Here is a 12,998-nt window from a genome sequence, read left to right on the forward strand (position 1 = left end):
CTCACAAATGAATACATTAGAACAAGCGATAGAGAAACTAGATTATAAAGGTTATTTGGATGTAGAAATTCCAAAAGGCACTGATTTGATTGCGGAAATCAATAAATTACGTAAAGAGAAAAATGCGGTGATTTTGGCACATTATTATCAGTCAGGAGAAATTCAGGATTTAGCAGATTATTTAGGTGATTCATTGCAATTGGCTCGTGCAGCTGCAAAAACTGAAGCTGATATGATTGTTTTTTGTGGTGTTCATTTTATGGCGGAAGCCGCAAAGATTCTGAATCCGTCTAAAAAAGTGGTTTTACCAGATACAAAAGCAGGTTGTTCTTTGGCAGATTCATGTTCGGCAGAAGGTTTACGTGGTTTACGTGAGCAACATCCAAATGCGATTGTGGTAAGTTACATCAATTGTGATGCGGGTGTTAAAGCAGAATCAGATATTATTGTCACTTCTTCGAATGCGGAAGCGATTATTAATTCGTTGCCAGAAGATCAAGAAATTATTTTTGCGCCAGATCGTAATTTAGGTCGATACTTAAATCAAGTTTGTAATCGCAAAATGATTTTGTGGGACGGTGCTTGTATTGTTCATGAAGCTTTTTCTTTGGAAAGAATTGCGCAACAAATGGCAGATCATCCAAATGCAAAATTAATTGCGCATCCAGAAGCGCAAGAAGATTTATTGAAATTCGCACATTTTATTGGTTCAACTTCTCGTTTGTTAGATTATGTGGTAGAAAATGATGCGCAAGAATTTATTGTGGCAACGGAAGAAGGAATTTTACACGAAATGCAAAAACTTGCGCCGAATAAAAAATTAATTCCAGCTTTAGTTCAAGATGAATCATGTAATTGTTCTGAATGTTTTTATATGAAATTATCAACATTAGAAAAATTATATCTGTGCATGAAATATGAATTGCCAGAAATTCAAATAGAAGAAGAATTACGAGTTAAAGCGTTAGCTGCAATTAATAGAATGTTAGATTTATCAGAAAAAATCAAATAATGGCTATTCAAGATGTATTAGTCATTGGTTCTGGAATTGCTGGACTTTCGTATGCGTTGAAAATCGCGATTCGAAATCCTGATGCGAAAATTACCATTGTAACCAAAGCAAATAAAGACGAAACCAATACGAAATATGCGCAAGGCGGAGTAGCTGTTGTGAGCGATTTCGAGAAAGATAGTTTCGAGAAACATATCGAAGATACGCTTCGTGCAGGAGATGGTTTGTGTAAGTTGGAAGCGGTTGAGGTTGTCGTAAAAGAAGCACCAGAACGTATCAATGAAATTATAGATTGGGGCGTTCGTTTTGATAAAAATAACGAAGGAATTTATGACCTTGGTCGTGAAGGTGGACATACCGAAAACAGAATTGTTCATCATAAAGATGTGACAGGTTGGGAGATTGAGCGCGCGATGTTAGAAGCAATCAAAGAATATCCAAATATTCAAGTTTTTACGCATCATTTTGTAGTAGATTTGATTACAGAACATCATTTGAATCGTATTATAACTCAGAAAACAACATGTTTTGGTGCATATATTTTAGATTTGAATACAGATAAAGTTGAACAACATTTAGCCAAAGTAACTTTGTTAGCAACAGGCGGAGTTGGTCATGTTTATAAAAATACGACGAATCCAATCATTGCAACTGGCGATGGAATAGGGTTGGCTCGACGTGCGAAAGCAACCGTTTCGGGAATGCAATTTATTCAGTTTCATCCAACNNAAATATGATGAACGTGAAGAATTGGCTTCTCGTGATATTGTGGCGCGTGCGATTGACAACGAAATGAAATTGCGCGGAGATGATTATGTTTATATTGATTGTCGACATTTAGAGAAAGAAAAATTCTTGGAACATTTCCCTAATATTTACGAAAAATGTAAATCCGAAGGTTACGATATGTTTACCGAATTGGTTCCGGTTGTTCCAGCTTCGCATTATTTGTGCGGTGGAATAGACGTCGATTTAGAAGGAAAAACATCTATCGAGAATTTGTTTGCGGTTGGCGAATGTTCGAATACAGGTTTACATGGTGCAAATCGTTTGGCTTCGAATTCGTTGTTAGAAGCGATGGTTTTTGGTCATCGTGCAGCGTTAAAAACGGTCGATTTATTAAATGATAATCAATTTTCGATTTATAATTTTGAGTTTCCAGAATGGAACGAAGAAGGGATGAAAGTGCAAGAAGAATTAGTATTGATTTCTTATTTACGCAAACAATTACAAGCGATGATGAGCGAATTGGTCGGAATTGTACGAAGTGATAATCGTTTGCAAATTGCACAGAATCGTATCAATGAAATTGAGAAAATGGTCAACGAAATTTATTATTTTACGATTGTTTCACCTAAAATTTTAGAACTTCGAAATTTGGTTGATGTAGCACATTTAATCATTGAGCAAAGTATCAATCAAAAAGAAAATCGAGGAACTTTTTACAACAAAGATTTTAATTAATGAAGAAGTTATATCTGTTCGTTACATGTTTTGCAATGAGTTTTTCTTTTGCTCAAAATTCGAAAGAAAAACAAAACGTAAGTTTGACTTTTGGTAAAGAAGCTAAGAAAGCGGTTGTGTATTTTGGTTGCGAAAATTTCAAAGAGAATAGCGAGTTACAAACATGTATGAACAAAAACTTGAATCAAGATATTCAAACTCAAATTTCATTCTTTTCTAATATTGCTGATTATCTTCATATCGAAACTGCTCAATCTAAATTAGGTTTTAAAATCAATGAAGATGGTAATTTTGATGATGTCTCGACTGATGGTTCAAATCCAATTTTTAATAGTGTAGCATTGTCGAGTTTAGTTTTGTTGAACAATAAAATGGAGCGAGCTAATCTGAAAATGACGCCTGCAAAAGGAGTCGATGGAAAAGCGGTTGCGATGAAATATACAATGCCTTTACGTTACGAATCGGCAGAAAAAAATAATGATTTTGAAACTTTCCCTTCAGAAAATCGTGTATTGTTTACTTTAAAAACTGATGAAGAAACGATTGAAGTAAGAATTGATAAAGAATTTAATTTAACAACTTTTGGTAATAATGGAAGTCGAGAATATTATTTAGGAAAGTTTTCTAATCTTTTCGAAATGGCTTCTATTGATCCTTATGCAACTGCTTTTGATGCGGCTTTCAAATCTGGAGCAATTGACATTACAAAAGGTAAAATTGATGACAAAGAATATAAACTTCAAATCAAAAATTTCTTCGAAAATGATCCTTCAGTACAAGTGTTGATTACAGTTGTGCGTGAAGAAAACGGTACTTGGGCCGAATATTATGAATATAAAACCAAGAAAGAATTTAATCAATCAAAATTTGCATCCTTAACATATAGATAATGAGTTTTCCTCCATATATCACACAAGAAAAATTACAACTTTTTATTCGTCAAGCTTTTTTAGAAGACGTTGGCGATGGCGATCATTCAACGTTAGCGTCGGTTCCGTATGATGCAATTCAAGAAGCTGAACTGAAAGTGAAAGATAACGGAATAATCGCTGGAATTGAATTAGCAAAAATTATTTTCGATACGTTTGATCCATCTTTAAAAATAGAACAATATATAAATGATGGCGATAAAGTTCAATTTGGTGATATTGCGTTCAAAGTGAAAGGTTCTTCGCAATCAATTTTAACCTGCGAGCGATTAGCGTTGAATTGTATGCAACGAATGTCTGGTATTGCGACTTATGCACATGAAATGATGGAATTGGTAAGCGGAACAAATGCCAAAATTTTGGATACACGCAAAACAACACCTAATTTTCGTATGTTAGAAAAATGGGCTGTTAAAATTGGGGGCGCAGAAAATCATCGTTTTGGATTATACGATATGGTGATGTTAAAAGATAATCATGTCGATTTTTGTGGAAATATTACTAAAGCAGTTGAGCAAACCAAAGATTATTTGGAAAAACACCATTTACATCTAAAAATAGAAGTAGAAACACGTAATATGGATGAGGTAAAAGAAGCTTTGGAGGCAAATGTTGATTTTATTATGTTGGATAATTTTGAGCTTGAAACGATGAAAGAAGCAGTTCAATATATAAGTGGGCGAGTAAAAACAGAAGCATCTGGAGGAATTACAAAAGAATCTGTTCGTGCAATTGCAGAAACGGGTGTTGATTTTATTTCTTCTGGTGCGATTATTCATTCAGCTCCCAACTTTGACTTGAGTTTAAAAGCTGTTAAGGCTTAGTTTTTTAACATTTCAATTCTTTTTTATGATTAAGAATACTATACAACAGGTTTTAACGTTAGTTGTATTGTATTTGAAATAATTTGTTTGAAAATTTATTAGTATTAGCTTATAAATAAAAATGTTATTTAATAATATTTTATTGATACTGATTCTAAATAATGTGTTTTTGATTGATTTTTACTCTTTTTTCTGAAAAAAAATCAGAGAATGAAGAAAATTAATGTTAAAAATTAAGATTTCATTATATGTTAATTTTCGACTAATCGTTAAATAATCTTTAAAAATTGATATAATTATATTGTCTAATTTATTACTTTAATAAAAAATATTCTTTTTAAAAATTGATGTAATAATTAATAATTAAGTTGATGGTGGTTTTTGTAAAAATTTACCATAATTTAACAATAATCTCATTTAAAGTATAGAAATTTGCGGAAGTAAACTTTTAAACTATTTCATAAGATGAGGTTAAACTCAACTAAGCTTTTACTTGTAGGAGCTTTTGCCTTAATGGCATCATTATCTTTCGCCCAAGTTGTTGAACCAACAGATTCTACAAAGGTTGAACAGGACGAAAACGTATCTTTAGGAGAAACATTAATCATTGGTAAAGGGGTTATCGATTTAGCAGATGATCGTAAAACACCAATTGCAGCTACAACAATAACAAAAGAAGTTATTGAACAAAAAGTAGGAGCTAATGATATCACGCAAGCTTTCGTTAATACACCTTCTATTTATGTTGCTGGACAAGCGGGAGGTTTCGGAGATTCTCGTGTTATTACTCGTGGTTTTGATCAATCAAATACTGCTTTCTTGTTAAACGGACAACCGATTAATGGTATGGAAGATGGTAAAGTATATTGGTCTAACTGGTCTGGTATGACAGATATTGCAAATGCAGTTCAGATTCAACGTGGTTTAGGATCTTCTAAATTAGCTATTTCATCAGTTGGTGGTACTTACAACTTCGTAACAAAAGCTACTGAGAAAAAAGAAGGAGGTTTCTTTAGTGCAGGTATTGCAAATGACGATTATTACAAAACGACATTAGCTTATAACACAGGTTTAATCAATAATAAATTTGGTGTTTCTGTAATGATGACACACTGGCAAGGTAACGGATACAATGATGGTACTAAAGGTCAAGGTCAAAACTATTTCATCTCTTTAGGTTACAAACCTTCAGAAAAACACACATTAAACTTATTATTTACAGGTGCTCCTCAATGGCATGACCAAAACTATTCTAAATCTTTATCAGATTTATTAAAATACGGTCGTAAATACAACAACAATACAGGTTACTTAAATGGTGAGTTATTCAACGAAAGAAGAAACTACTATCACAAACCAATTGCTAACTTAAACTGGGATTGGGATATTGATGATAAAACATCTTTATCTACAGTATTATATGCTTCATGGGGACGTGGAGGAGGAACTGGAACTGCTACAACAACAGATAAAGCATATCCAACAACTTCACCAGGTAGAGATGAAAATGGATTGAAAAAAATCCAAGAGATGTATGATAAACAGTTAGCTGCTGGAGGAAGATCAGGTTATGGTATTCGTCAATCTGTAAATAACCACCAATGGTATGGTTTAGTATCTAACTTAAATCACAAATTTACAGACGAATTAAGTTTAAATGTAGGATTTGATTTAAGAACATATAAAGGAGAACACTTCCAACAGTTATCTAACTTAATGGGAGGTGATTATATGTTTGAGACAAGAAACAAACGTTATCCTAAAGGATATGAAGTGAGTGAAACTTTCTCTACTAATCCTTGGAAAGCATTAAGTGACTTTACAGATAACGATTTACAAAAATGGTCTTACGATTATAGTGAAAGAATTAACTATGGTGGTATGTTTGCTCAAATAGAGTATGCGAAAGATAATTTTTCAGCTTTCTTCCAAGGAGCAGTTTCTAATCAATCGAATCAACGTTGGGATTATTTTCAATACGATGCAGCAAATGAAAAGTCTGAGAAACTAAATAACTGGGGTTATAATGTAAAAGGTGGAGCAAGTTATACAATTGCAGATAATCATAAAGTTTTTGCTAATGCAGGATATTATTCTCGTCAACCATTTCATGATAATTTATTCATGAACTACAAAAATGATGTAAATAGAAATGCAGAAAACGAAAAAATCTTAGGTTTAGAACTTGGATATAAATTTAAATCTAGAAATTTCTGGGCAAACTTAAATGCATATTATACAACTTGGGAAAACCGTGTAACTGGATCTTCAACAGAGGTTACAGCTAACAATCAAGCAACTTATCCAACAGCTCCATTAGGGTCTTATGTATATTTTGTTAACCAAGGTGTAAAACAAGAACACAAAGGTTTAGAATTAGAGATGTCTTACAAGCCTCTTAGAACATTAGAATTTAAAGGTTTTGCTTCGTTAGGAGATTGGAAATACAAAGGTGCTACAATTTCAAATGTTTATGATGAGAGTCAAAACTTATTGAAAACTACGAAGGAAGATTTAAATGGATTAAAAGTTGGTGATGCAGCTCAAACACAATTCGGTTTAGGAGTAGCTTACGAATTCTTGAAAGGTCTTTCTGTTGATGCAGATTATAGATATAATGGAGATTTATACGGATCTAGAACTACAGCAGTTAATGCAAATACAAAAGATAATGGTTCTGGAAACTTAGAATTACCATCTTACAATATTATGGATGCTGGTATTACTTGGAACTATAAATTGACTAACAGAAATAGATTAACTTTACGTTTCAACGTAAACAATGTATTTAACCACATTTATATTTCTGAAGCAACTACAAACTATCAAGCAGATTACAAAGGAGCTGATACATATAAAGGAATTAACGTAAACAACCAAGTTTATTTCGGATACGGAAGAACTTGGAATGCTACAATAAAAATTACAATATAATTAGTTGTTATATATAATTTATAAAAAAACCAATCTATTAAAGATTGGTTTTTTTGTTGATAAAATTCAAGTTAATGGTTCACTCATGTATTTTTTGTTTCTATCTTTGGGACAGGTAATTTTACAAAAATGATTCAGCCCAACTTTTTAAAAGAAGGTGATAAAATAGCAATTGTAGCTCCAGCCAAACAAATGTTGTTTGGAGAATTGGACGAAGTAATTCAATTAATAAAAACTTGGAAATTAACTCCTGTATTAGGAGAAAATGTTTATGCTGAATTTGATTTGGGATATCATTATGCAGGAACTGATGAATTAAGAACAGAAGATTTTCAGTGGGCTTTGGATAATGATGATATTAAAGCTATTTGGTGTGCGAGAGGAGGTTATGGTTCTGTGAAAATTATTGATGAATTAGATTTAACAAATTTCAAAAAATCACCAAAATGGATAATTGGTTATTCTGATATCACTGTTTTTCACAATCATTTTAATCGATTAGGTTTTCAAACAATACACGGTGTTACAGCAAAGAAATTAGCAAATACCGAATATCATCCAACATCTTATCAAAGTGTTTATGAAGCATTGTTTGGGAAGGAAATTAATTACGAAATTCAATCACATGCTTACAATAATTTAGGCGAAGCAAAAGGAGAATTAATCGGAGGAAATCTTTCGATTGTGTATTCCCTTTTAGGGAGCGAATCTGCGATTACAAATCCTTCGGATAAGATTTTATTTTTAGAAGATTGGTTCGAGAATTGGTATGCGGTCGACCGAATGTTGATGAATCTTAAACGAAACGGAATTCTTACTCATGTAAACGGCATTGTTTTAGGAAACTTTACGCATATGGATACGGAAGAAGAAAATGCTGAAAACTACAATCATCCATTCGATCCAAAAACGTATGAAGTCATTCATAGTTTTACAAAAAAAATAAATATTCCAATCGCTTTCGGATTTCCTGCAGGACATACAGGACACAATGTTGCGCTAAAAATGGGTGCAAAAGTTCAGTTAAATGTTACTTCAAATAATGTAACTTTGCATCATTATACAAACATATATGAAACAAGATAATTTAACAGTCATTTCTCACCCGTTGGTAAAAGCAAAAATTACGCAAATGCGTGATAAAAACACAACAACGAAAGAATTTGGTGAATTAGTAGACGAAATTTCAGGTTTGATGTGTTACGAAATTACACGTAACATCGAGCTTGAAGAAGTAGAAGTTGAAACGCCAATTACCAAAACAATCGGTTACAAATTAAAAGGAAATGATATGGTTATCGTTCCAATTTTACGTGCAGGATTGGGAATGGTAAAAGGAATTCATCAATTAATTCCTACCGCTAAAGTTGGTCATATTGGGCTTTACCGCGATCATGATACATTACAACCAGTTGAATACTTGTGTAAACTCCCAACAGATTTAGATTCTCGCGATGTGATTTTGGTTGATCCAATGTTAGCAACAGGAGGTTCTGCAATCAAAGCAATCGAAATTCTAAAAGAGAAAGGAGCGAAATCTGTTCGTTTGGCTTGTTTAGTTGGTTGTCCAGAAGGAGTGGAGGCAGTACAAAATGTTTATCCAGAAGTTCCAATTTTCTTGGCTGCTTTGGATGAAAAATTGAATGAAAATGGATACATCGTTCCAGGTTTAGGTGATGCTGGAGATCGTTTGTACGGAACAAAATAATTTTTTTGAATGAGTATTAGTTACGATTTCGGAAAAGAAGCAGAAGATTTTGCCGTTAATTATTTAATCCAAAATGGATACAAAATATTGGCTCGAAATTATTTTTACAGAAAAGCCGAAATCGATATTATTGCTCAATTTGAAAATGAGATTGTTATTATAGAGGTTAAGAGTCGTACTTCAAATTATGTTGCCGAGCCAGAAAGTTCTGTTAACACAAAGAAGAAGAAATTGTTAATTCTTGCCGCAGATGATTTTATTCAGAAAAATAATTTTATTTCTGAGGTAAGATTTGATATTTTAGCACTTTTAAAAAAACAACAATCTTGGAGCGTAAATCATATCAAAAATGCATTTAATGCTTCGGAAATTTAATCAACTTTTATGGAAGTATTTATGAGTCTTTTTGACTTTATTATGCATATCGACCAGCATTTAGCAGAGTTTGCAAATGAGTATGGTTTGTGGCTTTATGCAATTTTATTTTTAATCATTTTCGTGGAAACAGGTGTGGTTGTGATGCCATTTTTACCTGGAGATTCACTGTTGTTTGCAGCAGGTATGTTGGCTGCGCAAGAAACAAATGATATGAATGTGTGGATTATGATTGCAATTCTTTTAGTGGCCGCCATTCTCGGTGATACGTTGAATTATACCATCGGGAAAAAAGTTGGTTATAAAGCAACTAAGGTTAAGATTTTTGGTAAAAATTTCATCCAAGAAGAACATATCAATAAAACGCACGAATTCTACGAAAAATACGGTTCAAAAACCATTGTAATTGCTCGTTTTGTACCAATTGTAAGAACTTTAGCGCCTTTTGTTGCAGGAATCGGACGAATGGGATATTCTATTTTCATTACATATAACGTAATTGGAGCTGTGTTATGGGTTGTTGGTTTAACACTTATTGGATACTTTTTAGGAAATATCGAATGGGTTCAAAATAATTTTTCTAAAGTAATTTTAGGAATAACAATCGCTTCTGTACTTCCAATTTTAGTGGAAATTATCAAAGAAAAGTTCGGCAAAAAAAAGGTAGCTGAACAAGAATAACTATAAAAAATTAACTCGACTTCGGTCGAGTTTTTTTATACCTTTAAATCATGGAAATTTTAGATTACATACTACATATCGATAAATATTTAGAAACCATTTTGAATGATTATCAACATTGGTTTTACTTGATTTTATTTCTCTTAATCTTTATCGAAACAGGTTTGGTTGTCATGCCTTTTTTACCTGGAGATTCGCTTTTATTTGCAGCAGGGATGTTAGCTGCGGCTTTTCCAGCTCAACTCAATATTTATATTGTATTAGGTTTACTTTGGATCGCGGCAATTGCAGGCGACACAGTCAATTATACGATTGGGAAAACCTTAGGAACGAAATTAGTTACAACTAAAATTTTCGGTAAACGAATTATTAAAGATTCTGCGATACTAAAGACCGAAGATTTCTTTACAAAATATGGTTCAAAAACCATTGTAATTGCACGTTTTGTTCCGATTGTAAGAACGCTTGCACCTTTCGTTGCAGGGATTTCTAAAATGCATTATGGCACATTTATCAAATATAATTTTATCGGAGGAACAATTTGGGTTTTCGGGATTACATTGGCTGGCTATTTCCTTGGAACAATTCCATTTATCAAAAACAATTTCGAAATTGTCGTAATGGCAATTATTGTGTTTTCTTTGGTTCCAATTATTGTAGAATTCGTCAAAGAGAAAATAAAAAAATAAAAAATGAGTACAGAAAATTCGATTTTCATCATCTTACTTTTGTTGATAATCTTTTTACCAATTATTTTATTTATCATTGAGTCTCAAAAAGAATATAAACACGAAAATGATGAAGTTATTCGCGTCAAAATTGGTTTTTTAAGCTATATTTCAGTTTTTAATATGATTCTTTTTGCAATTCTTTGTCTTACTTTTTTATTTATAGCTTATCAATTATTGTTTGTGACAGATTTCATTTTAACTAACATAATTATTGGAATGATTTTTTTGATACTATTCTTTTTTTTTACCATTCCAGTTGTCAATACTTACAATCATCTCTTAAAGGAATCTAAGCGCGAAATTTATTTTTTCAGGAATAAAAAGGCTTTGTTAGTTGTAGAAAAAGAAACAGAAATTACTATTGATTTAGAAGATGAAATGATTGAAATCAATCACGAAGTTTCTAATAAAAGTTCTAAATATCAAACTGGTCATGGTAAATATAATTTTATTCAGAATGATGAAATTATTCCAATTTCAGATTTAATCAAATTTCCGCAAGATTTTCTTGATCAAAATAATATTGAGCAAGTTAAAGTTTCGAAACTTTTTATTTGGATTTAGATAATCATTCAAATAATTCGTATCTTCTATTTTTAAAAATATCAATCAATGAAAAACCTATTAATTATTTGTTCTATCCTTTTTTCTTTTGTTGTAAATGCACAACAAGGTTATCCTGTTCCTCCAAAATCAGAAAATAGATTATTTTACATTCAACACAACGACAATAAAAATACGTTTGTTTACGATGCACTTTTTTCGAGCAAAGGAATTTTAGATGATGATAATCCAGTTGATATTTATCGCATTCTTTATGCTGAAGATGGCTCAAAAAAGCCCTTGACTTCTATACAAAAGAAATTGGCATATGGTTTAGATATTAAGAAAATTGAAAAGAATGTTTTTCAGTTGACATTAGTATCTTATCCAACTCAAAAATTAACGCTTAAGCTTGATTCTCAAAAAAATCCAATTGTTCAAACAACTGTTAATAACAAGTTGATAACATTGAATCGTGTTTTTTTGAAACAGAAGAAAGGAACGGCTGGAATCTCCGTAAAGCTTGATTATATTTTATTTTACGGAAAAGATAAAAACGGAAAATCTGTAGAAGAGAAAATTGTTCTCTAAAAAAATCTTCCTAAATTAGGATCTTTAAGACGCAATTTAATAGCATATGATCGAAGTAAAAGAGGTGAACACGCCAAGTGAAATGAAGAAATTTGTCGATTTACCTTTTGAAGTGTATAAAGATAATCCGTATTGGGTGCCTTCTTTAAAGAAAGATGAACTCGCAAGTTTTGATAAAAAGAATGCAATTTTTGAGACGGTAGAAGCTAACTATTTTTTAGCTTACAAAGGCGAAGAAGTGGTTGGGCGAATTGTTTCGATTATCAATTGGACCGAAGTAAAAGAACTTGGAAAGACTAAAATTCGGTTTGGTTGGTTAGTTTTTAAAGATGATATCAACATTTTAAAAGCTTTATTAACAACTGTTGAAAACATTGCTAAAAATAATAAACTGAGTTATATAGAAGGTCCGATGGGATTTTCGAATATGGATAAAGCTGGATTATTAACAGAAGGATTTGATAAAGTTGCCACTTTGATCGGTTTATATAATTACGAATATTATCCAATATATTTGCAAGAATTAGGTTATCAACCAAAAGCCGAGTGGTTAGAATATTCTATTGATATTGCCAATTTGGGCAAGGTAAAGCAAATGGATAAATTGTGTGAAATGCTCAAAAAACGTTACGAAATAGATACGTATAAATTTGATACAATTGACGAAATGTTACCTTACGTAGATGAGATGTTCGATTTGTTGAATGTGACGTATGCAGAATTGCAAAGTTTTGTTCCGATAGAAAAATTTCAGGTTGGGCATTACAAAAAGAAATATCTAAAATTTCTTCATCCCGATTTTATTTCATGTGTAAAAGATAAAAACAACAAAATGATTGCTTTTGCGATTACGATGCCTTCATTTTCAAAAGCTTTCCAGAAAACGAAAGGAAAATTGTTCCCATTTGGTTGGTGGCATTTGATGCAAGCGCAAAAAAAGAACGATCATGTCGAATTTTATTTGATTGGAATTCATCCTCATTATCAAAATAAAGGTGTTAACGCCTTGATTTTTAAAGAGCTTTATGATCGATTTATAGCGAGAGGAATTAAAACTTTAGAGACCAATCCTTTGCTAGAGGAGAATACAAAAGTGCAACAATTATGGAAAAACTTTGATCCGGTTATCCATAAACGTAGAAAAACATTTTATAAAGATATAGAAGCATAAAAAAATGGTTAGAATCGGATCAGTATCAAAAGTTG

At 32.0% G+C, this 12,998-nt stretch carries 12 protein-coding genes and 1 pseudogene; all 13 read left to right on the plus strand.

Annotated features, from left to right (window positions below):
* Nucleotides 1-7: 7 nt before the first annotated feature.
* The 13 genes and pseudogenes from nadA to B3R94_RS12450 all read left to right on the plus strand — a co-directional run bounded on the left by nadA (nucleotide 8) and on the right by B3R94_RS12450 (nucleotide 12,963).
* Entirely contained in the window at nucleotides 8-1,012 is a 1,005-nt protein-coding gene (gene nadA / locus B3R94_RS12390) for a quinolinate synthase NadA (RefSeq protein ID WP_125349587.1), read from the plus strand.
* Nucleotides 1,012-2,476: pseudogene (locus B3R94_RS12395) on the plus strand (L-aspartate oxidase). The gene nadA and the pseudogene B3R94_RS12395 overlap by 1 nt, the downstream one beginning before the upstream one ends.
* The gene (locus B3R94_RS12400; RefSeq protein WP_291101175.1) at nucleotides 2,476-3,366 is read left to right on the plus strand and encodes a hypothetical protein; all 891 of its coding nucleotides are present in this window, start codon (nucleotides 2,476-2,478) and stop codon (nucleotides 3,364-3,366) included. Before B3R94_RS12395 ends, B3R94_RS12400 begins: the two are co-directional and overlap by 1 nt.
* Complete coding sequence (gene nadC, locus B3R94_RS12405) at nucleotides 3,366-4,229, plus strand: carboxylating nicotinate-nucleotide diphosphorylase (protein ID WP_291101178.1); 864 nt, start codon at nucleotides 3,366-3,368, stop codon at nucleotides 4,227-4,229. Before B3R94_RS12400 ends, nadC begins: the two co-directional genes overlap by 1 nt.
* Before the next feature lie 465 nt (nucleotides 4,230-4,694).
* Nucleotides 4,695-7,163 carry a TonB-dependent receptor gene (locus tag B3R94_RS12410; RefSeq protein WP_291101181.1) on the plus strand — a complete coding sequence of 823 codons (2,469 nt, stop codon included), beginning with the start codon at nucleotides 4,695-4,697 and terminating at the stop codon, nucleotides 7,161-7,163.
* Nucleotides 7,164-7,292: 129 nt separating this feature from the next.
* On the plus strand, nucleotides 7,293-8,249 hold the full coding sequence (locus tag B3R94_RS12415; RefSeq protein ID WP_291101184.1) for a S66 peptidase family protein: 957 nt from the start codon (nucleotides 7,293-7,295) through the stop codon (nucleotides 8,247-8,249).
* Nucleotides 8,236-8,871 (plus strand): uracil phosphoribosyltransferase, encoded by a 636-nt coding sequence (gene upp, locus B3R94_RS12420; RefSeq protein ID WP_180905396.1) that lies wholly within the window; start codon nucleotides 8,236-8,238, stop codon nucleotides 8,869-8,871. Before B3R94_RS12415 ends, upp begins: the two co-directional genes overlap by 14 nt.
* A gap of 9 nt (nucleotides 8,872-8,880) precedes the next feature.
* Complete coding sequence (locus tag B3R94_RS12425) at nucleotides 8,881-9,246, plus strand: YraN family protein (RefSeq protein WP_291067019.1); 366 nt, start codon at nucleotides 8,881-8,883, stop codon at nucleotides 9,244-9,246.
* Nucleotides 9,247-9,255: 9 nt separating this feature from the next.
* Nucleotides 9,256-9,927: a DedA family protein gene (locus B3R94_RS12430; RefSeq protein WP_180905395.1), complete on the plus strand. Its 672-nt coding sequence runs from the start codon at nucleotides 9,256-9,258 to the stop codon at nucleotides 9,925-9,927.
* 50 nt (nucleotides 9,928-9,977) lie between these two features.
* The gene (locus B3R94_RS12435; RefSeq protein ID WP_114998694.1) at nucleotides 9,978-10,616 is read left to right on the plus strand and encodes a VTT domain-containing protein; all 639 of its coding nucleotides are present in this window, start codon (nucleotides 9,978-9,980) and stop codon (nucleotides 10,614-10,616) included.
* 3 nt (nucleotides 10,617-10,619) lie between these two features.
* The gene (locus B3R94_RS12440; protein WP_291101186.1) at nucleotides 10,620-11,222 is read left to right on the plus strand and encodes a hypothetical protein; all 603 of its coding nucleotides are present in this window, start codon (nucleotides 10,620-10,622) and stop codon (nucleotides 11,220-11,222) included.
* A 48-nt stretch (nucleotides 11,223-11,270) separates the two neighbouring features.
* A complete protein-coding gene (locus B3R94_RS12445; protein ID WP_114998697.1) occupies nucleotides 11,271-11,792 on the plus strand; it encodes a DUF4833 domain-containing protein in 522 nt (173 codons plus the stop codon).
* Between the two features lie 46 nt (nucleotides 11,793-11,838).
* Complete coding sequence (locus tag B3R94_RS12450) at nucleotides 11,839-12,963, plus strand: GNAT family N-acetyltransferase (RefSeq protein ID WP_291101189.1); 1,125 nt, start codon at nucleotides 11,839-11,841, stop codon at nucleotides 12,961-12,963.
* The last annotated feature ends 35 nt before the right edge of the window (nucleotides 12,964-12,998 follow it).

This window comes from Empedobacter sp. UBA7611, from assembly GCF_002484365.1.
In the GTDB taxonomy this organism is placed as follows: Bacteria; Bacteroidota; Bacteroidia; order Flavobacteriales; family Weeksellaceae; genus Empedobacter; species Empedobacter falsenii_B.

What these genes read in the sequence shown, in the direction of transcription:
- B3R94_RS12415 (WP_291101184.1), top strand. Translation starts at nt 7,293, where the DNA reads ATGATTCAGCCCAACTTTTTAAAAGAAGGTGATAAAATAGCAATTGTA.
- B3R94_RS12450 (WP_291101189.1), top strand. Translation starts at nt 11,839, where the DNA reads ATGATCGAAGTAAAAGAGGTGAACACGCCAAGTGAAATGAAGAAATTT.
- B3R94_RS12425 (WP_291067019.1), top strand. Translation starts at nt 8,881, where the DNA reads ATGAGTATTAGTTACGATTTCGGAAAAGAAGCAGAAGATTTTGCCGTT.
- B3R94_RS12400 (WP_291101175.1), top strand. Translation starts at nt 2,476, where the DNA reads ATGAAGAAGTTATATCTGTTCGTTACATGTTTTGCAATGAGTTTTTCT.
- nadA (WP_125349587.1), top strand. Translation starts at nt 8, where the DNA reads ATGAATACATTAGAACAAGCGATAGAGAAACTAGATTATAAAGGTTAT.
- B3R94_RS12435 (WP_114998694.1), top strand. Translation starts at nt 9,978, where the DNA reads ATGGAAATTTTAGATTACATACTACATATCGATAAATATTTAGAAACC.
- B3R94_RS12440 (WP_291101186.1), top strand. Translation starts at nt 10,620, where the DNA reads ATGAGTACAGAAAATTCGATTTTCATCATCTTACTTTTGTTGATAATC.
- nadC (WP_291101178.1), top strand. Translation starts at nt 3,366, where the DNA reads ATGAGTTTTCCTCCATATATCACACAAGAAAAATTACAACTTTTTATT.
- B3R94_RS12430 (WP_180905395.1), top strand. Translation starts at nt 9,256, where the DNA reads ATGGAAGTATTTATGAGTCTTTTTGACTTTATTATGCATATCGACCAG.
- B3R94_RS12445 (WP_114998697.1), top strand. Translation starts at nt 11,271, where the DNA reads ATGAAAAACCTATTAATTATTTGTTCTATCCTTTTTTCTTTTGTTGTA.
- B3R94_RS12410 (WP_291101181.1), top strand. Translation starts at nt 4,695, where the DNA reads ATGAGGTTAAACTCAACTAAGCTTTTACTTGTAGGAGCTTTTGCCTTA.
- upp (WP_180905396.1), top strand. Translation starts at nt 8,236, where the DNA reads ATGAAACAAGATAATTTAACAGTCATTTCTCACCCGTTGGTAAAAGCA.